Here is an 18,881-nt window from a genome sequence, read left to right as displayed (position 1 = left end):
GTATGAGAGCGGTTTTGGCGGATAGGCCCGTGGTTGCTGGCTGTAACGCGTGCATGCATCCTGTTGCATAAACGCATATTTGGCATTGGATGGCATAGATTGGCGTCAATTTTCCCCATTTTTGCCCCCCTGTTTTTTTAGCGACAATCCGCCACTACGCCTCACCTTAGCCTGCGCCTCGGGCCGAGTCTGGAGGTCTTGCTATCCACTCCAGCGATGTCCCCATCAATGCCCCCTTGGAAGGGCGGCGACACAAGTCTACTCTGTCAGTACTTCCAAGCGTGATAATCGAGGGACGAATGAACTTAGCGCTTCTAATTGGTATTGATACGTACGACCGCCTAGCCCCCCTGCCTGCATGTGCAAATGATTTAGCAATCATGCACCAGACCCTGAAGGCTACCAACAAGTATCATCACATTGAGTTAATTGATAACGCGAGTGCCGAAACCGCTAAAGAAAAGCTCCGCAACTTTTTTTCAAACCATAACAACAACCCCCACATTGAAGAAATTTTTATCTATTTCTCCGGACATGGGGCCTATCAAGATGACGCTCTATTCTGCTGCGCCGATTTTGATGCAAAGCGTGCCGCGACGACCTCCATAAGCAATACAGAGCTTGACGACTTATTGAGAAGCGCAGCCCCTAAAGTCGCAGTTAAAGTTATTGATGCTTGTCAATCTGGTGCCCCCTACATAAAAGATATAGACAACGGTTTTTTTAAATCAATTAAAACAAGCCAGCTATCCTCTTTTATCTGCATGGCATCCAGTCAATATGACCAATACTCCTATGCCTCTAACTCAACGAGTCACTTCACTGCCGCCTGGGTCAATGCAGCGCTTTCAAAAACTACCGGTAGCGTCTTGTATAGAGATATACAAGCCTCACTCGCGGACGCATTTGCTTCAACTCCAAGTCAAACGCCCTTCTTTGTAAACCAAGGATCTGCGCTTGAACAATTCAGCATAGTCACAGAAGAGATGATATCCCTCCACGCCGCTAGAAGCAGCAACCCTGAAAAAAAATCGGAAAAGAGCGTCAGTGAAATCATAAGGCAACAAATCTCAAAAAACGACTCTAAATTTGTAGATCTCGGCGAAGTTACCGACTCTCTAAACACGAGTATAAAACTATTAAACGAGGTACAAATCCAAGACACACTTGTTAGCGAGTTTTATAAAAAAATGGTAAATCCAGACTTAAAACTCAGCGAACTTCCTCGCACCAAAAGTTTTTCTGAATTCGGCCACAATCAAGGATGGGTGAAAAAATATTTTATTGACATCCAAGAAGAGACTTACAACGTTCCTAATCCGCTTTCCGCTTTAGGTTTTGGATCCGGCAGGGAAAGCACTATCGAAAAAAGACGTCCTTTATATATTATATCAACCGAACCGCTGCCCGTCGAAGCTATTGAGGTTGCGTTAAATGCCAACAATCCGTCACTACCGTCTTATCGAACTTATATAGGAATAATACATTCTAATACTGAGACAATGATTCTAACTGCGACTGCATCTCTCACTCAAAAGGGATGGGACAAGAAAACTTTGGAGACAAGCGAAATCAAATGGGAGTATTCACCTGTTACATGGAAGGCGATCATCAACGACCCAACCTTGATTTGGGCGCGCGGCCTGAAACAGGTTACCGATATTATACGAGTAAATTTGGATAATCTGGCTAAGCAGCCCTCAGAATAAAGCTACAATGCTAAAAAGATTCGCACTGCTCCTATGCTGCTCCACTCTCACGCTTATAGAAGTGCTGTAGCGAGTAAATTACGACAGAATGGGTCAGCGCGAGTCTGCTTCAGAACCATCATTTCCAGCATGGCGTTGTTGTTACGTCAGCGCCGAGCAATGGCCTGCGGCGGCGGATCTTTACTTGACAGAGGAGGCTACGTGTCGTTTGCAATCACCCGGATTTGATGTGACGTACAGGCATGGAGAGGGATTCGAACCCCTTCTAACGAGTCTGTAGGCCGCTTCTGCCCTGCAAATACAACGTTTCAGCCCCTTACCGGTAGCCTCAAACGGTCTATGACGGCCCTAGATTTGCCCTAATTTTGCCCTAAGCTTTAATCCTTGGTGATACCGTCATGCCTCATAAGGAGCATGACCCGAGGAGGGCTCAATGAGCGAAGAGATAGAGGTTTTGAAACAGCTGCTTGACAAAGGCCATTTGGATAACGAAGACGCAAAGGTTAGCGGAATAGCCAAGCTTGCCGTGGACAAAGGTTTCGACCAGTTGAGTGCCCTTCAAAAGGCAGTCATTACGCCCCATCTCCAGAGGGAATGTGAGGGCGTGACGGACCCAGGCGGCTACCATAACGATTGCCAGGTAGTCCTCGAAGGTAAAGAGCTAGCAACAGCACTGGAACAAGAGGCGTACTACGGGGCCGCTCTCTGCGAAAACTGCATCAACGAGACCGAACAGTACTCGAACGAGTGGGACCGCATTCAAAAGGAGTAAACCGCTCAGTACAGCCCCATCCATTGTGTAGGAGTATGTGGGGGATTGCGGTGGTTAGGCCCGTGGTTATGGGGTGTGACGCTCGTTCATGGCATGTTGCATAAATGCATAACGAGCATTGGATGGCATCGATTGGGGTTAGGTTTACCCCATTTTTGCCCCATATATGCCCGAACTCGCTTTGTTTTCTACAGCCCCCCCAATATCTCTAAAATATACACAGATTTCTGCCTATCACCTTTCATCCATACCTTTTGCAGAAGAGCTTTATGCTTCTGTAGGGAGCCCGAAAATTGGGCAGTAGTTTGCAGACACTCAAAAGCCGCGCAATGCGCAGCTTTTGAGTTGGTGGACTCACACGGACTTGAACCGTGGACCAAAGGATTATGAGCCCGAGTTAAAGTTTCGTAGATATTGGTAACCGCCAGCAAAAATCGGGTAGCTTATGAATTTGAAGCCAGCCGACCGTACAGGTCGTCATACTCCATTAAAGGGGAAAGACGTATTTCATTCAACCGCGACACACTGCGTACTCTTCGTAGAGCACCATACACAGCTATAAATATTTTGTTCGCAGAGCCTGGAACTGCATCTTCAAAAACGTTGGCGCTGTGAGATGCACCTAACAAAAATTTTATGACTTCTTTAAAATTATTACTCCCTGGCGACACAAAATATGAGTAATAATCACTTTCTGTACTTTTTGCCAAAACAGAAACCGCTTCTGCAGTAGATCGCTTCGAAAGAAGAAAGTCCACTGCCTGCTCAAGGCTCATAGTCGTCCCAAAGCTCTCAAAATATCTATCTAACTCTTTCCTTATAACGCCATCCTTTGGCTCCTCCCAAAGCGCACGTCTATCTGGAAGAGAGCGTGCTCTAGAGAGCATCTCAAAAAACTTTTGAATCACTGAGTCGGCCTTTTCATCCAAGTCAAGATCTCTATATAGACGCACAATACTACTTAACCGATCGACATTCAAATATTCTAAATAAGCATCCACAGCCAAATCAAACTCACCAACAAAATCATCTTGACTCATCCCTAGTTTGCTATGAAAGCTCATCCAAGCAGAATTATACATATATTCAGCGCCACTCGCCCTCAAACTCTCATTTGCTGCAAGTACTACTGCATCGAGATCTTCCTGGTCGACATACCCTTTCAAAACCAAATTAATTACTGCCACGTCGAGTTGACTAGTAGATAGATAGCCATAAGACCTCATAGCATCTGCCTGCTTCTCGTGACGTTTATAAATTTCCATCTCCTCGGCACTAGCGTCCGAAAGAGGGGATCCAATCCAGCCGTCGAACTTCAAAAGCATGCTCAGTTCAATAGGAGACTGAGAGCCCGCATATCTTGCTAAAATCGCCAATGGCAAAACACAGCGGATATCAGATAAAATCTTGTCATTAGTCACATTAACTTTACTGAGAATATAATCGTAATAGTATTTAATTTTACCGATAAGCCTGATATTCCTTATATCCAACTTAGTAATTCGCGACACAAACTCCGCGTCGCCTACGCCCCCTCCATCAAAAACCAACAACGCACAATCTCTGCTTGATGGCTTATATTCAAGCTCATAACCAAATACTTTTTCGCGATAACTTGCAAATTCATCACCGACCGAAGCGTGCTCATCTTCATTTAAAACAAGAACAACCTTACAGTTTCTCTTTTCAATAAGAAATGAAATAAAGCCCAAAACTTCACCATCAGCAAGGCCTTTACCTTTGCGTTCAAAGTCATCTAAACAAACCAATACGTTATTAATTGCTGATGATTGATAGGCCTCAACTAAGAGTTCAAGCTGTTTCATTCCCGACAGTAACGTAACATTTTTACGAAAAAATCTTGAAATACTATCAGCGCCATCTTTCACCGTAACAGCATTGCCAGACAGCTCTGCTTTATCCATGCCTACCAAATTTTGATAGATAGCCTGCTTTAAATCCTTAAGACTATTCAAGCCAAAAAGAGACACGTAAGAATAAGATGCACTACAAAACTTTGTTTTGTTTTCTTTTACAATACTTTCCCAAAGATGGGTCTTCCCCACCCCCCAGCCCCCTTTAAGAATAATCGCCTCGCCTTTTTTATGACTGGCGAACTCTAATAACTTCCCCTCAACTGCGACGCTCATATAATTACTCACTCTTAACTTTTTGATATTTTTTAAATATACCGTATCAAATCAAAAGTAGCTATCAGCCATCATTTCAACGATAACTCGTGGGTTCCCCATCATTCATGCCGCGAAAAGTTTCGCTGTTCAGGCCTACTGCGCCGGACAAGTGCAAACCTAGCGAACGCGCTGATTTAGAAGCAAGGTTCCGAGTCGCTACCTGCAAGCAACTGACCAGAGCTGATCAAGCCTAGTTGTAAAACTTTGGCTCATCATCTCTCTCCGCATCCCCCAATCAGGATCCATAGGCACACTAGCCAACCGGAGTGTTCCCCTTCCCCATCGTTGGTTGATCAGGTCCAGCACCGTCATTACCCGTGTTGCCTCAGCCGGCTGAGACTTTGCGAACAAATCATCGGTATATTCTCCAGGCTGGCTCAGGCTGAGCAACATCACCTCCGCTTTGCTGTACTTGAAGCCTGGCCGGAATACGTGATCAAGTGCGCTTACTGCAGCTTGGGTGAGAAGGCGCACGTCGTCAGTGGGATAAGGCATGTCCGCCACTACCCCGTTGGCGTATTTCGCCTCTTCAGGATTGAACATGCCGGTACGGATGCTCACACGTACCTTCTTGCATATCGAGTTCTGAGCGCGGAGCTTCTCAGAGGCTCTCATCATGTAGGTGGCCACCGCCTCCTTAATGGGCGGCAGCTCCGTCAATCGCTTGCCGAACATACAACTGCAGCAGATCTCCTGCTTCGGTGGATCCGGCTCATCCAGGTCCAGGCAAGATGTGCCAGCCAACTCTCTGGCCGTCTTTTCGATCACAACGCTGAACTTCTTGCGGAGCGTCCAGGAGTCTGCTTTAGCCAAGTCCATTGCCGACTGAATGCCCATTGCGCCGAGGTGGAGTTTCATCTTGCGACCAACGCCCCATACCTCCGCCACGTCGGTATTACGCAGCACCCAGTCGCGCTTTATAGGGTCTGTGATGTTGACCACACCACCTGTCTGAGCCTGCAAGCGCTTCGCCGTGTGGTTTGCCAGCTTGGCCAAGGTCTTTGTGTGAGCGATACCAACACCGACGGGGCGCGCCCCTGCTCCCGGCTGAACTCCTCGAACATCTGACGCAGGTGCGGCATCATTTCCTGCGCGAGCTGCCGTGGATCCTTGACGTCGCCGTGCACGGTCACGTGTTCAACATGGCGCGGGAATGGGGCCTGACCGAGCGGGAGAATCCGTGCCAGGGCATCCGCAAGAACAAGGAAACACCACGTGATTACTACGCCAACGCCGCGGTTTGGGATGCGGTCTACGGGATGGCTGAGCCGGAACTCAAGAAAGCCATGGACCTGGGCTACCTTACAAGCCAGCGGCCAGCAGACGTGATCGTCATGCGCAGGGACGACGTTGAGGGCGATTACTTCTTGGTCACGCAAGGCGAGACAGGGCTGAAGCTAAGGATTCTGATGTGCACAGAGGAGGGAGAAAATAGCTTGGGTAGGTTGATTCGGGAAATTACGGAGAGGAATGCCGGTCACGTCTCGAAGTACCTGCTGATAAACAGACACGGAAAGCGAATTACGAAGGGAATGCTGCGCTTGCGCTGGGACAAGGCGCGGGAAAAGGCTTGCGCCAAAGCAATCGAAGAGGGCGATCCGCTCCTCGCCGCAAAGATTGGCGGTTTTCAGTTCCGCGACATCCGACCGAAAGCGGCATCGGAAATCATCGATATTGGCGATGCGAGCTTGCTTCTAGGACACAGCAAGCAGGAGATCACGAAGCGGGTTTACAGAAGGATTGGCGCCACTGCTAAACCATCAAAATAGCCAAAGTTTCGGAACGCCTACCCGAAAGTTTCGGAACGCCTCTCAAAAACCGTCGTGTTCCACCCAAACCCCAGAAACACAAAAGCCCCGCATTGCGGGGCTTTCGTTTGAATCTTGGCGGGAAACCAGGGATTCGAACCCTGGGAACGCTATTAACGTTCGCCGGTTTTCAAGACCGGTGCATTCAACCACTCTGCCAATTTCCCTTGTGCGTCACAGGATTATAGTAGGCCATCCTGTCTCAGCGGGCGCCATAATACCCGAATGAAACACACTGTCAAACTCTCGCCATCGCTTGTTACAGAGCGTCTGTTATGATCTTTGCGACTGAACGTTTCAAAACCGAAGGAGTGTCGCCATGCGCGAACAGAATTACGCAGTGAATGGTAACGCGCAGGCTGAGCAGCTTGAAGTCAGCCGCGTGTTGCGCAACACCTATGGCCTGCTCGCCCTTACCCTCGCATTCAGCGGCGTGATGGCGTTCGTGGCGCAGCAGATGCGCGTCGGCTATCCGAATATCTTTGTTGTACTGATCGGCTTCTATGGCCTGTTCTTCCTCACCAACAAGCTGCGTGACTCGGCCTGGGGCCTGGTGTCGGCGTTTGCCTTGACCGGTTTCATGGGCTTTATCCTCGGCCCGATCCTCAACCGTTACCTCGGCATGGCCGGCGGCGCGGAAGTGGTCAGCTCGGCGTTTGCCATGACGGCCCTGGTGTTTGGTGGCCTGTCGGCCTACGTGCTGATCACCCGCAAGGACATGAGCTTCCTGGGCGGCTTCATCACCGCAGGTTTCTTTGTGTTGCTGGCGGCAGTGGTTGCAGGCATGTTCTTCCAGATCAGCGGGCTGCAACTGGCGATCAGCGCGGGTTTTGTGCTGTTCTCCTCGGTATGCATCCTGTTCCAGACCAGCGCCATCATCCACGGCGGTGAGCGCAACTACATCATGGCCACCGTCAGCCTGTATGTGTCGATCTACAACCTGTTTGTCAGCCTGTTGCAGATCTTCGGCATCATGAGCCGCGATGACTGATTGTTAGCGGCATAAAAAATGCCCCGCATCGAAAGATGCGGGGCATTTTTGTTTTCAGGGCATCAGTACTGGTTGGGTTCCATTTCCAGCTGGACCTTGAAACGCTCGGCGATATCCGTTTGGATACGCTGGGCCAACTGCGCAATGTCGTGCCCTGTGGCACTGCCATAGTTGACCAGCACCAGCGCCTGCAGTTTGTGCACGCCCGCGTCCCCTTCACGAAAGCCTTTCCAGCCGGCCTTGTCGATCAGCCAACCGGCGGCAAGCTTCATGTGCCCATCCGCCTGGGGGTAGGCCACCAGATCCGGATACAGCGCTTGTAGCTCTTCGGCCAAGGCCTTGGTCACCAGCGGGTTCTTGAAGAAGCTGCCGGCATTGCCCAGGACTGCCGGGTCCGGCAGTTTTTCGCTGCGGATGCTGCAAATGGCGCGACTGACGTCGCTTGGCGTCGCATCAGTGATGCCCTGCCCTGCCAGGCGCTGTTGCACCGGGCCGTAATCGAGCTTGAGGTGACTGGCGCGGCTCAGGGCAAAACGTACCCGCAGGATCAGCCAGCGCCCGGTTTCATGCTTGAACAGGCTGTCACGATAGGCAAAGTTGCATTCTTGCAGGCTGAAGTCCCGCAGTTCACCGGTGTGGCGATCCAACGCGGTGAGGCCAGCAAATACATCCTTGATCTCCACGCCGTAGGCGCCAATGTTCTGCATCGGGGCCGCGCCGACGGTGCCCGGGATCAGGCTGAGGTTTTCCAGGCCGCAAAAACCCTGTGCCAATGTCCAGAGCACAAACGGGTGCCAGGCCTCGCCCGCTTCGGCTTCGACCACTACGTGCACGCCATCGTCGTGCAGCACGCGAATGCCCTGGGTGGCCATGCGCAGCACCAACGCAGCGATATCCTGGGTTAGCAGCAGATTGCTACCACCGCCAATCACCAGCAACGGCAACGCTTGCGCCGAAGCATAAGCCAGAGCCTCTCGCACATCGGCATCGCTTCGGGCCTCGGCATACAACTGGGCGCGTACGTCGATGCCGAAGGTGTTGAATGGCTTGAGGGAAACCTGCGCAAGCACGTGCAAGGTCATAACCGCCCCTTCAATTCGATCACCAATAAATCACAGGCCCGTTCGATCAGGTCCAGCACCCGCTCGAAGCCTTGCTCGCCTTCGTAATACGGGTCTGGCACGTCGTCCACCTCCGAGTCGTAGCGGCGCAGGAACAAATCCAGTTCGGCCTTGCCCTGCCCCGACTGCAGCGCCTTGAGATTGCGCAGGTTGCTGCCATCCATCGCCAGGATCAGGTCATAACGCGCAAAGTCGGCGCGGGAGACCTGCTGGGCACGCTGGGCCGACAAATCGTAACCGCGCACCAGCGCCGCACGTTGGCTGCGCTGGTCCGGCGGGTTGCCGACATGCCAGTCGCCAGTGCCGGCAGATGCAACTTCGACCTGCCCGGCCAGCCCGGCCTCGCGCAATTTATGGCGCAGAACACCTTCAGCGGTGGGCGAGCGGCAGATATTGCCCAGGCAGACAAACAGAACCTCCATCAGGCCCCCAGCAGGCGACGGACGCGCTCAAGGTCTTCCGGGGTATCGACACCCGCAGGCGGCGCCTCAAGGGCATCGCCCACGTGGATACGCACGCCGTGCCACAGGGCCCGCAGTTGCTCCAGGGATTCGGTATTTTCCAGCCAGCACGGCCCCCAACTGACGAAGTCGTGCAGGAAACCGGCGCGGTAGGCATAGATGCCGATATGGCGGCGGTACGGCACGCCCTGTGGCAACACATCGGGATGCCTGGCGAAGGCGTCACGCGCCCAGGGCAAGGTCGAACGGCTGAAGGTCAGTGCCAGGCCATTCACATCGCTGACGACCTTCACCACATTCGGGTTGAACAAGGTGTCGATGTCTTCAATCGGTTCGGCCAGGGTGGCCATGCGCGCTTCGCCATGGGCAGCCAGGTTGGCGGCCACCTGGTCGATCACGCTCGGCGGGATCAAGGGCTCGTCGCCTTGCACATTGACCACGATGGCGTCAGGCGCCAGGCCAAGCTGCGTAGCCACTTCGGCCAGGCGGTCGGTGCCGGAATTATGGTCTTCGCGGGTCAGAACCGCTTCGGCACCGAACCTTTTGCAGGCTTCGATAATGCGCGGGTCGTCGGTGGCCACGACCACCCGATCGGCGCTGCTTTTGCAGGCCTGTTCCCATACCAGTTGGATCATCGGCTTGTTGCCGATCATTTGCAGCGGCTTGCCGGGCAGGCGGGTCGATGCGTAACGCGAGGGGATCACGACGGTAAAGGCGGTGGTCATTTATCCAGGCGCTCATCGGTGGTCAGGGTGCGGGCTTCGCTTTCCAGCATCACCGGGATGCCGTCACGGATCGGGTACGCCAGACCGGCGCCTTTGCTGATCAGCTCGGTTTTGTCGGCGCTGAGCTTGAGCGGGCCTTTGCAGATCGGGCAAGCAAGGATATCGAGCAGTTTGGTGTCCATGAATGTTTCCTGGAAAAAAGCGTTTAAGGCAAGAGACGGGCGGGCAACAAGCGCATCAGCTGTGTGTCGAACCAGGCGACGAACGCCGACGACGGCACGGCATCCACTGCAAGGTACCACCAGTCGGGCTGGGCAAAGGCGCGGCACTTCACCGCGTCCTTCTCGGTCATGACCAGCGGCAATGACGGTGTAAAATTCAAGACCTCGGCGCTGTAGGGCGCATGGTCGGCAAACGCATGGGGTACCGGCTGCCAGTGTAGCGTTTCAAGGGTGTTGAAGAAACGTTGCGGGTTGCCGATACCAGCGACCGCGTGCACCGCCTGACCTGCTTGAAAGTACTCCACCGACTGGCGCTCGCCGGTATGCAGGTTGACCAGTGCCGTAGGCTGCAGACGGAAGGCAAAGCCGTCGTCGCGATCTGATTCAGCCCCGTTGTAGAGCAGTGCATCAACACTCTGCAGGCGCTCGACCGGCTCACGCAGCGGCCCGGCAGGCAGGCAACGGCGGTTGCCGAGGCCGCGGGCGGCGTCGATCAATACCAGTTCCAGGTCACGGGCCAGGCGATAGTGTTGCAGGCCGTCGTCGGAAAGGATCAGGTCGAGAGTCTCGCTGGCCAACAGTGCCTTTACCGCACGGCTGCGATCGGGATCGATCACCAGGGGCACGCCGCAGCGCTGCACGATCAGCAAAGGTTCGTCACCCGCCACCGCGGCGCTGTGGCTGGCCTCGACGCGCCAGGGTAGTTGAGGAGGCTTCGCGCCGTAACCCCGACTGACCACGCCGACACGCAAGCCATTGCGCCGACAGTGTTCGATCAACCACAGGATCAACGGCGTCTTGCCGGTGCCGCCCACGGTGATGTTCCCGACCACCACCACGGGTACTGGCGACTGATAGATATCTCCCTCGCCCGCCACAAACCGAGCGCGTTTGCGCTGCACCACATGGCGGTACAAAGACTCCAGCGGCCGCAATAACGCGAGCGCCGGATGGCCCTCGTACCAGGCCTTGAGCAGACGATCGGAGATAGCCATCAGGGTTGACTCGACGCCTCGACGGTGCTCATGCGCAGATGGCTGAACCCGAGCTTGCCGGCCGCGTCCATCGCGGTGATCACGGCTTGGTGCTGGGTCTTACCATCGGCACTGATGGACAGCGGCAAATGGGTATCACCGCCGGATTCTTTCTCCAGGGCGGCCATCAGGCTGGCGAGATCGTTTTTCTCCAGCAACTGGTTATTCACCGAAAACACCCCTTCGGCGCTGATGGCGATGTCCAGTTGCTTGACTTGCTGGTCCTCGGCCGGCGACCCACTCACCGCTTCCGGCAAGTCGACACGCAGCTCGGTTTGCCGGGTGAAGGTGGTGGTGACGACAAAGAACAGCAGCAGGATAAACACCACGTCGATCAGCGACGCGAGGTTGATATCGACATTTTCCCGTTGCTTGCGGCGAAATTTCACGCTTTGCCCCCAACCAGGTCCACATCACGATCGCCTTGCACCACTTCCACCAGTTTGATGGCTTCCTGCTCCATGCCGACCACCAGTTCATCGATACGCCGCTGCAGGAAACGGTGGAAGAACACCGCAGGAATACCCACCATCAGGCCCGCTGCCGTGGTGATCAACGCCTTGGAAATCCCCCCGGCGAGCACGGCCGCATTGGTGGTCATGCCCGAACCCATGAACGAGCTGAAAATATCGATCATGCCCAGCACTGTCCCCAGCAAACCGAGCAGCGGCGCCATGGCAGCAATGGTGCCAAGGGCATTGATGTAGCGCTCCAGCTCATGGATCACCCGAGCGGCAGCCTCTTCAATGCATTCTTTCATGATCTCGCGGCCATGCTTGGAGTTGGCCAGGCCTGCGGCGAGGATTTCACCCAGGGGCGAGTCAGCGCGCAGTGCCTTGAGTTTTTCCTTGTCCAGCTGTTTGTTCTTGATCCAGCCCCAGACCTGCCCCAGTAGATGCTCGGGGGTAACGCGACTGGCACGCAGGGTCCACAGGCGTTCGGCAACGATGCCGAGTGCGGCGATGGAGCTCATGATAATCGGCAACATCATCCAGCCGCCGGATTTGACCAATTCCCACACAGTGAATGTCCCCTCGAAAAAGTGCGCCACTTTACCATATAGGTTCAGCGGCGGGGTTTGTCGGCAATGCTGCCGGCCGCTGCCGACGCCGGACTAGGGTAACCGTTCACGCCAGAAACGCCGTTGACTGCGCGCAACAACGGGTGGCGTGAAGGCGCCCAATTGCAGGCGCACGGCCCCCTGTTCCGCGCTGTCGTACACCCGACTGCCCAACGCATGGTATCGGGCCATGACCTGCGGATGGGGATGACCGAATGCATTGCCGCGCCCTCGGGAAATCAGCACCGAGGTGGGCGCCAGGCGCTGTAGAAACGGGCCGGACGACGAACTGCGGCTGCCATGGTGAGGGGCTTGCAGCCAATCGGTGCGCACGGCCAAGGGTGAGGCGAGAAATGCCCGCTCGGCGGCCCGATCAATATCCCCGGTGAGCAGCAGCCGCTCGCCGTTGGCCTGGACCTGCAGAACGCAGGACTTCGGGTTGCCATCTACCGCGTCAGGCCACTGCCACAGCTCGAACAACACACCATCCCATTCCCACTGCTCCCCGCTGATACACGGTTGGGTACCGAGAAACGCGGGCAACCCCTCGGTTTCACCGCCTACGACCCGCCTGATCGGCAACCCATGGGCAACAGCCGCCGCCCCGCCGGCGTGATCGGCGTCAGCATGGCTGAGCAACATCAGATCCAGCGACCCCACGCCGAGCTTTTTCAACGCGGGCAGCACCACGCGTGCACCCACGTCAACCGTCCCCGAACGCGGACCGGCATCGTAGAGCAACGAATGATGGCGCGTGCGCAGCACCAGGGACTGCCCCTGCCCCACATCCAGTTGCACCACTTCCACCCGGCCATGGGGCACCGGCTCGCGCGGTGGAAAGACCGCCAACAGCAGCATGGGCCAGCCCAGCAGCCGAAACGGCACGCCCTTGGGCAGCAATAGCAGCACCGCGCCCATCAGGCTGACCAGCCAGTACCCCAACGGCACCTCGGCAGGTATCCACGCGGCACGTGCCCCGCGAGCCAGGCCAGGCCGTGGAACAACCCATCCAGCGCCCCACCCGCCAGCCACAGCAAACCCTCACCCAGATAAGGCAGCGCCAGCATCAGGGTCCCCAGCAACGCCAGTGGCAACACCACGAGACTGATCCACGGTACGGCCACCAGATTGGCCAGCGGCGCGCTGACACTGATGGGCAATCCAAGCACCAACAACACGGGAAACAGCCCAATGGCAATCAACCATTGAGGGCGCGTCCAGGCCTGCCAGGCACTCCACGGCCCCAAGCGCCCACCGAACGCCAGGATCAATACGGCAACCGCCGCAAAAGACAGCCAAAACCCCGGTTGCAGGCTGGCCAACGGCTCAAGAATCAGTACGCCATTAAGCGCCAGCAACAATGGCCACCAGAACCCCAAATGACGGAAGCGTAAACGCCACAGCAGTACCAGGCCTACCATCACACAGGCCCGCTGAACCGGCACACCGAACCCCGCCAACAAGCCGTATCCCAGCGCGGCAGCAAACGCCAGGCCACACGCCCACGGCAGCCACGGCCATGTGCGGGGCCAGAAGCCGTAGCGTGCCAAGAATGCGACCAGCCCGTAGATCAACCCCGCCAGCAAGCCGATATGCTGGCCGGAAATCACCAGCAGGTGCACCGTGCCAGTGTCCTGCAATACCTGCCAATCCTCGGCTGACAGCCCGGAACCATCTCCCAGTACCAAGGCGGCCAGGCCCGCCTCGCGACCTTGAGCGTCAACGGCGATCAACCGTTGGCGCACCGTGTCGCGCCAGGCATGCCGGGCCGGCGACAGGCGCTCGCCGTCCTTCACTGAGCCCGTCGCGCCAATACGCTGGGCCAGCAGCCACGCCTCCTGATCAAAACCGTGAAAATTGAGCAGCCCGGACGGCCGTTTGAGCGTGACAGCCAAGCGCCAACGTTCCCCGCTGCGCACCTCGGGCCCACCGTGCCAGGACACGCGGATACGCGTGGGCAAGCGGGCGTTGCGCGACCGACTGTCGGCCAGTTCAAAACGCACCCCGGTACCGGTCTGCTGCGGCAGCCCGACGACGCGGCCCTCCAGCCATCGCGTCTGGCCATCGAGCGCCGGTCGCAGACGATCATCCAGCGCCCACTGCGCGCTGATGCACGCCCAGCTCAAACCCAGCAGGAAAAACGCCAGGGGCGACGTGCGAAATGGCAGCAGCATCAATGCCAACACCAGCATGGCTATCAGCCACCCACCCGTCGGCAATGCCGGTAGAAAACGCAGGGCAAGCAACCCCAGCGCGAGTGCGAACATCCCTGTCTTCATGAATCATCCTTTTCAAGTGATCCACTCAGTCTTAGCTGGGTGTCGGGAGCGGCCTATGATGTTTTGTCACAAAGTCTGAATTTTCTGTTTATAGAATGCGGGCATACTTGCCCCTCGAACTGACCTGGACCCCTTATGCCACGGCGCTTATTCAAACGGTACATGCCCGACCCCACCAGTATCAGGGAACACAAGTCATTACAGTTTCTTGGCACGCTGCTGCATGACCCGAACCTTTGGCATCTGAATCGGCACTCAGTGGCCCGTGCCATGGCGGTGGGCCTGTTTGCGGCATTTATCCCGATTCCGTTGCAGATGCTGTTGGCCGCAGTGCTGGCAATTACCGTGCGCGGCAATATGCCCATCGCCATCAGCCTGGTGTGGCTGACCAACCCGATTACCATGCCGGTGGTGTTTATTTGCACTTACATGACCGGTGCCTGGTTGATGAACGTGCCCCCGCGCAGCCTGCCCGATGACTTGACCTGGGAATGGATCAGCGGTCAGTTGAGTACGCTGTGGCAACCGTTCCTGCTGGGCTCGGTGGTATTGGGAATAGTGCTGGGCGCATTGGCCTATTGCCTGACCATGGGCTACTGGCGCTGGTGGGTCGCGCATCAATGGAAGAAACGCAAGCAGCGCCGGGCAAACGCCTAACGCGCCGGCAAACGCAGGTGCACACGCAAGCCCTGGCCGGTGTTTTCCGCCCACAGGCTGCCGTCCTGGCGTTGCACGGCATTGCGCGCAATGCTCAGGCCCAGGCCGAAACCTCCATCCCCGGGTCGTGAGCCGTCCAGACGTGTAAACGGCGCGAAGATCCGCTCCAGATCCCCGTCGTCAATCCCGCCGCCCTGGTCCTCCAGCCACAGGTGCCAGTACTCGCCCTCACGCCGCCCGTCCAGGCACACAATTCCATCCACCGGCGAATGACGTATGGCGTTGCGCAGGATATTTTCCAGGGCCTGGGCCAGGGCGTTCAGATTGCCCCGCACCCAACAGTCAGCCCCCAGCAGGCAAGGCAATCGCGAGGCGGGCCAATCGCTTTCAAAGCATGCATTCTCGCGCAGCATGTCCCACAGTGCCTGCACCTGAAGATCTTCCTTGGGCAGCGGCGCCCGCTCCGTGTCCAGCCAGGCCAATTGCAGGCTGTCTTCCACCAGGCGCTGCATGGCATCGATCTCTCGGCCTAACCGCTCACGCAATTGCGCAAGGTCCTGCTCACTGTCACAGGCCACGCGCAAGCGGCTCAACGGCGTACGCAGTTCATGGGACATGTCCCGCAGCAGTTGCTGTTGCAACACCACCGTGCCCTGCAACCGCTCGGACATATGATCAAACGCGCGACCCAACTCGCCCAATTCATCCTGGCGACTGGTGGCGTCGTGGGACATCCGCGTATTCAACTGATCAGCTCGCCAGGCGTTGGCCTGCTCGCGCAGTTGATTGAGGGGCATGATCAACAGCCGATACAGGCCGACGCACAGCAACAAGGTAAACAAACCAGGGATCACCCCGTTGGTCACCACCCGCCAGAACACTTGATAGCGCCCTGGCATGAAACGCTGCGGCAGTTCGATGACCAGCGAACCGGCGCCCGGATCAACCGCAAACGGGATCTTGAGCCACGGCAAGCCCTTGACGTGGCGACTCACCGGCCAATCCAGGCCGCGCAGGAAGGTCAGGCGCTGGCTTTCTGTATCGGTCAGCGGGTAGCTGCTCAACGACTGCAAGTCAGTGCCGATCACACCGATCCAGGTACGTTCCTGCTTGCCCATGGCCTGCAGCCATGCATCAACACCCGCATGACCACCCCGGTTCCAGGCCTGCTCGGCGCTGACCGCATAACCACTCAGCGCAACCCTCGCCTCGTCGGACAGGTACGCGTTCTTTTGCTCCATGTAGCGGCCCCAGGACCAACTGAGCCAGATCATCAGCAGGCAGAAGGCAATCAACAGGCAGGCGAGCTTCCAGAATAACGAATGCTTGCCCGGCAGCCGTTGCAGGGCACCTTCAAAGCCCATCGTCATGACCACTCAACACGTAACCCTTGCCCCAGACCGTGCACACTTTGCGCTCGTTATAGCCGATGGCCTTGAGCTTGCGACGGATCTGGCTGATGTGCATGTCGAGGCTGCGGTCATGGGGCGCATAGCCACGTTGCAATACCTGCTGATAGAGGAACGCCTTGCTGAGGACTTCTTCAGTGTTTCGGTGCAGGGTTTCCAGCAGGCGGTATTCGCTGCGGGTCAGGCCAGCCCAGTGTTCCAGATGAAACACATCGCACAGCTCGTCGTCGAACCGCAGCGTGCGGGCATCCCCACGCACCGGCGCAAGTGTCGGCAGCGGGCGCCGATCCAGCGCCACCCTGCGCAGGATGGCTTCGATCCGCACGCGCAGCTCGACCATGCTGAAGGGTTTAGGCAAATAGTCATCGGCACCCAGGCGAAAACCGCTGACGCGATCGGCCTCGGCGCCCAATGCCGACATCAGGATCACCGGGATCGAATGGCTCTGGCGCAGATGGGTCAGGATCGACAAACCGTCCAGCCCCGGCAGCAGGATATCCATCAACACCACGTCGAACGCCTGTTCGCGGGCCATCTCCAACCCTTGCTGGCCGTTCTGGCACCACGTGACCTGGAAGCCACAGCGCCCCAGGTGCTCGTGGACATAGGCGCCCAGCACGGGGTCATCTTCAATGGTCAGGATACTGGGTAGGCCAACTGCTGCGGGATTCATTAGCGTCTGCAAGTCATTCTCAATCACTGATTATTCAAGATAACCCCGGCGCAGGCAATCGCCACACGACGCCAAACAGGCCGAAGATTGCGCCCGGTCATTAATTTGCAAGATTCCAGGCCGCGCAAATGGCTACACTGCGCAGGTGGCGCGGGCCGGATGCCGGCGCGGAAGATTGATATCAGTGTGGTAGCAGGAGAGTGGCGTGCTTAGAAGAATGGGGATAAAAGGCCGCGTACTGTTGCTGAGCTTATTACCGACCAGCCTGATGGCCTTGCTGTTGGGGGGCTACTTTACCTGGATGCAGCTCTCGGAATTGCAGGCCCAATTGCTGCAACGCGGCGAAATGATCACCGAGCAACTGGCCCCCCTGGTGGCTCCTGCGTTGAGCAGCAAGAACACCGACCTGCTGGAACGCATCGCCACTCAGTCCCTGGAGCAGTTGGACGTGCGCACCGTGGCGTTCCTCGCACCGGATCGCACGCCCCTCGCCCACGCCGGCCCGACCATGCTCAACCAGCCGCCGGTCGGCAACAGTTCGCACCTGCTGCAACGCACCGACAACGACGCCACGCGCTATCTGCTGCCGGTGTTCGGCCGCCATCGCAACCTGGCGGGCGACTTGATCCCCGATGAAGCCGACCGCCTGCTGGGGTGGGTCGAGGTGGAACTGTCCCACAACGGTATGTTGCTGCGTGGCTATCGCAGCCTGTTCGCCAGCCTGCTGTTGATTGCCATTGGCCTGATCTGCACCGCAGCCCTGGCGCTGCGCATCAGCCGTACGATCAACGGGCCGATTGGCCTGATCAAGCAAGCCGTGGCCCAACTCAAGGACGGCAACCTGGAAACCCGCTTGCCGCCTTTGGGCAGCCAGGAACTCGACCAGCTCGCCTCAGGCGTCAACCGCATGGCCGAAACCCTGCAAAACGCCCAGGAAGAATTGCAGCACAGCATCGACCAAGCCACCGAAGACGTGCGCCAGAATCTGGAAACCATCGAAATCCAAAACATCGAGCTGGACCTGGCGCGCAAAGAGGCGCTGGAGGCCAGCCGTATCAAGTCCGAGTTCCTGGCCAATATGAGCCATGAAATCCGCACGCCGCTCAACGGCATCCTCGGCTTTACCCACCTGCTGCAAAAAAGCGAGCTCACGCCGCGCCAGTTGGACTACCTGGGTACCATCGAAAAATCTGCTGACAACCTGCTGGGCATCATCAATGAGATCCTCGACTTCTCGAAGATCGAAGCCGGCAAACTGGTACTCGACAGCATCCCGTTCAACCTGCGCGACTTGCTGCAGGACACCCTGACCATCCTCGCGCCCGCCGCCCATGCCAAGCAGTTGGAACTGGTCAGCCTGGTCTACCGCGACACGCCGCTGGCGCTGGTGGGCGACCCGCTGCGGCTCAAGCAGATCCTGACCAACCTGATCAGCAACGCGATCAAGTTCACCCGCGAGGGCACTATCGTGGCCCGGGCGATGATTGAAGAAGAACAGGAAGACAGCGTGCAACTGCGCATCAGCGTGCAGGACACCGGCATCGGCCTGTCCAGCCAGGATGTACGCGCGCTGTTCCAGGCGTTCAGCCAGGCCGATAACTCGCTGTCGCGCCAGCCGGGGCGGCACCGGGCTGGGCCTGGTGATTTCCAAGCGCCTGATCGAGCAGATGGGCGGTGAAATCGGTGTAGACAGCACGCCGGGTGAAGGCTCGGAGTTCTGGATCAGCCTGAACCTGCCCAAAACCCGCGACGACATTGAAGACCTGCCC

General features: G+C 56.8%; 14 protein-coding genes, 1 tRNA gene and 4 pseudogenes. 6 read left to right on the top strand and 13 right to left on the bottom strand.

From position 1 onward, the window contains the following. The first annotated feature begins 299 nt into the window (after positions 1 to 299). Together IQK56_RS24855 and IQK56_RS24850 are read left to right on the top strand one after the other, a co-directional pair. Positions 300 to 1,709, top strand: coding sequence for a caspase family protein (locus IQK56_RS24855; RefSeq protein WP_193862508.1), 1,410 nt, complete (start codon positions 300 to 302; stop codon positions 1,707 to 1,709). Positions 1,710 to 2,142: 433 nt separating this feature from the next. Next, positions 2,143 to 2,481: a hypothetical protein gene (locus IQK56_RS24850; RefSeq protein WP_193862507.1), complete on the top strand. Its 339-nt coding sequence runs from the start codon at positions 2,143 to 2,145 to the stop codon at positions 2,479 to 2,481. A gap of 443 nt (positions 2,482 to 2,924) precedes the next feature. On the opposite strand, the gene IQK56_RS24845 is transcribed toward IQK56_RS24850, so the two are convergent. Beyond that, positions 2,925 to 4,631, bottom strand: a complete 1,707-nt coding sequence (locus tag IQK56_RS24845) for a P-loop NTPase fold protein (RefSeq protein ID WP_193862506.1) — start codon at positions 4,629 to 4,631, stop codon at positions 2,925 to 2,927. A 198-nt stretch (positions 4,632 to 4,829) separates the two neighbouring features. Next, positions 4,830 to 5,702: pseudogene (locus tag IQK56_RS24840) on the bottom strand (DUF4113 domain-containing protein); the annotation flags it as partial. Between the two features lie 83 nt (positions 5,703 to 5,785). On the opposite strand from IQK56_RS24840, the pseudogene IQK56_RS24835 reads away from it, so the two are divergent. Continuing rightward, positions 5,786 to 6,442: pseudogene (locus IQK56_RS24835) on the top strand (tyrosine-type recombinase/integrase); the annotation flags it as partial. A 115-nt stretch (positions 6,443 to 6,557) separates the two neighbouring features. Here the strand turns inward: IQK56_RS24835 and IQK56_RS24830 are convergent. Next, positions 6,558 to 6,648 (bottom strand) — tRNA-Ser (locus IQK56_RS24830). A 152-nt stretch (positions 6,649 to 6,800) separates the two neighbouring features. Here IQK56_RS24830 and IQK56_RS24825 point away from each other — a divergent pair. Next, the gene (locus tag IQK56_RS24825) at positions 6,801 to 7,472 is read left to right on the top strand and encodes a Bax inhibitor-1/YccA family protein (protein ID WP_078048997.1); all 672 of its coding nucleotides are present in this window, start codon (positions 6,801 to 6,803) and stop codon (positions 7,470 to 7,472) included. 62 nt (positions 7,473 to 7,534) lie between these two features. On the opposite strand, the gene murB is transcribed toward IQK56_RS24825, so the two are convergent. The 8 genes and pseudogenes from murB to IQK56_RS24785 form a co-directional block, all read right to left on the bottom strand. Beyond that, positions 7,535 to 8,554: a UDP-N-acetylmuramate dehydrogenase gene (murB, locus tag IQK56_RS24820; protein WP_122309778.1), complete on the bottom strand. Its 1,020-nt coding sequence runs from the start codon at positions 8,552 to 8,554 to the stop codon at positions 7,535 to 7,537. Further along, positions 8,551 to 9,015, bottom strand: a complete 465-nt coding sequence (locus tag IQK56_RS24815) for a low molecular weight protein-tyrosine-phosphatase (protein ID WP_122309776.1) — start codon at positions 9,013 to 9,015, stop codon at positions 8,551 to 8,553. Before IQK56_RS24815 ends, murB begins: the two co-directional genes overlap by 4 nt. Continuing rightward, on the bottom strand, positions 9,015 to 9,779 hold the full coding sequence (kdsB, locus tag IQK56_RS24810; protein WP_150760655.1) for a 3-deoxy-manno-octulosonate cytidylyltransferase: 765 nt from the start codon (positions 9,777 to 9,779) through the stop codon (positions 9,015 to 9,017). The genes IQK56_RS24815 and kdsB overlap by 1 nt, the downstream gene beginning before the upstream one ends. Beyond that, positions 9,776 to 9,961: a Trm112 family protein gene (locus IQK56_RS24805; protein WP_003174668.1), complete on the bottom strand. Its 186-nt coding sequence runs from the start codon at positions 9,959 to 9,961 to the stop codon at positions 9,776 to 9,778. The genes kdsB and IQK56_RS24805 overlap by 4 nt, the downstream gene beginning before the upstream one ends. Positions 9,962 to 9,984: 23 nt before the next feature. Next, on the bottom strand, positions 9,985 to 10,995 hold the full coding sequence (gene lpxK / locus IQK56_RS24800; protein WP_193862505.1) for a tetraacyldisaccharide 4'-kinase: 1,011 nt from the start codon (positions 10,993 to 10,995) through the stop codon (positions 9,985 to 9,987). Continuing rightward, on the bottom strand, positions 10,995 to 11,423 hold the full coding sequence (locus IQK56_RS24795; RefSeq protein ID WP_122309768.1) for an ExbD/TolR family protein: 429 nt from the start codon (positions 11,421 to 11,423) through the stop codon (positions 10,995 to 10,997). Before IQK56_RS24795 ends, lpxK begins: the two co-directional genes overlap by 1 nt. Beyond that, positions 11,420 to 12,055 (bottom strand): MotA/TolQ/ExbB proton channel family protein, encoded by a 636-nt coding sequence (locus IQK56_RS24790; protein ID WP_099586978.1) that lies wholly within the window; start codon positions 12,053 to 12,055, stop codon positions 11,420 to 11,422. The genes IQK56_RS24795 and IQK56_RS24790 overlap by 4 nt, the downstream gene beginning before the upstream one ends. Before the next feature lie 93 nt (positions 12,056 to 12,148). Then, a pseudogene (locus IQK56_RS24785) lies at positions 12,149 to 14,373 on the bottom strand (DNA internalization-related competence protein ComEC/Rec2). A 135-nt stretch (positions 14,374 to 14,508) separates the two neighbouring features. Here IQK56_RS24785 and IQK56_RS24780 point away from each other — a divergent pair. After that, positions 14,509 to 15,030 (top strand): DUF2062 domain-containing protein, encoded by a 522-nt coding sequence (locus IQK56_RS24780; protein ID WP_193862504.1) that lies wholly within the window; start codon positions 14,509 to 14,511, stop codon positions 15,028 to 15,030. On the opposite strand, the gene IQK56_RS24775 is transcribed toward IQK56_RS24780, so the two are convergent. Together IQK56_RS24775 and IQK56_RS24770 are read right to left on the bottom strand one after the other, a co-directional pair. Next, positions 15,027 to 16,400, bottom strand: coding sequence for a sensor histidine kinase (locus tag IQK56_RS24775; RefSeq protein ID WP_193862503.1), 1,374 nt, complete (start codon positions 16,398 to 16,400; stop codon positions 15,027 to 15,029). The two genes, IQK56_RS24780 and IQK56_RS24775, sit on opposite strands and share 4 nt — an antisense overlap. Continuing rightward, positions 16,384 to 17,112, bottom strand: coding sequence for a response regulator transcription factor (locus IQK56_RS24770; protein WP_193862502.1), 729 nt, complete (start codon positions 17,110 to 17,112; stop codon positions 16,384 to 16,386). Before IQK56_RS24770 ends, IQK56_RS24775 begins: the two co-directional genes overlap by 17 nt. A 217-nt stretch (positions 17,113 to 17,329) precedes the next feature. On the opposite strand from IQK56_RS24770, the pseudogene IQK56_RS24765 reads away from it, so the two are divergent. Continuing rightward, positions 17,330 to 18,881, top strand: a pseudogene (locus tag IQK56_RS24765) (ATP-binding protein); the annotation flags it as partial.

It is taken from the genome of Pseudomonas cyclaminis (assembly GCF_015163715.1).
GTDB lineage: Bacteria > Pseudomonadota > Gammaproteobacteria > Pseudomonadales > Pseudomonadaceae > Aquipseudomonas > Aquipseudomonas cyclaminis.
The sequence above is the reverse complement of the archived record's forward strand: the minus strand, read 5'-3'. Positions and strand labels throughout refer to the sequence as shown.

Bases quoted from the DNA above. Each gene is read 5' to 3' on its own strand.
- IQK56_RS24855 (WP_193862508.1), top strand. From the start codon at position 300: ATGAACTTAGCGCTTCTAATTGGTATTGATACGTACGACCGCCTAGCC.
- IQK56_RS24850 (WP_193862507.1), top strand. From the start codon at position 2,143: ATGAGCGAAGAGATAGAGGTTTTGAAACAGCTGCTTGACAAAGGCCAT.
- IQK56_RS24845 (WP_193862506.1), bottom strand. From the start codon at position 4,631: ATGAGCGTCGCAGTTGAGGGGAAGTTATTAGAGTTCGCCAGTCATAAA.
- IQK56_RS24825 (WP_078048997.1), top strand. From the start codon at position 6,801: ATGCGCGAACAGAATTACGCAGTGAATGGTAACGCGCAGGCTGAGCAG.
- murB (WP_122309778.1), bottom strand. From the start codon at position 8,554: ATGACCTTGCACGTGCTTGCGCAGGTTTCCCTCAAGCCATTCAACACC.
- IQK56_RS24815 (WP_122309776.1), bottom strand. From the start codon at position 9,015: ATGGAGGTTCTGTTTGTCTGCCTGGGCAATATCTGCCGCTCGCCCACC.
- kdsB (WP_150760655.1), bottom strand. From the start codon at position 9,779: ATGACCACCGCCTTTACCGTCGTGATCCCCTCGCGTTACGCATCGACC.
- IQK56_RS24805 (WP_003174668.1), bottom strand. From the start codon at position 9,961: ATGGACACCAAACTGCTCGATATCCTTGCTTGCCCGATCTGCAAAGGC.
- lpxK (WP_193862505.1), bottom strand. From the start codon at position 10,995: ATGGCTATCTCCGATCGTCTGCTCAAGGCCTGGTACGAGGGCCATCCG.
- IQK56_RS24780 (WP_193862504.1), top strand. From the start codon at position 14,509: ATGCCACGGCGCTTATTCAAACGGTACATGCCCGACCCCACCAGTATC.
- IQK56_RS24775 (WP_193862503.1), bottom strand. From the start codon at position 16,400: ATGACGATGGGCTTTGAAGGTGCCCTGCAACGGCTGCCGGGCAAGCAT.
- IQK56_RS24770 (WP_193862502.1), bottom strand. From the start codon at position 17,112: ATGAATCCCGCAGCAGTTGGCCTACCCAGTATCCTGACCATTGAAGAT.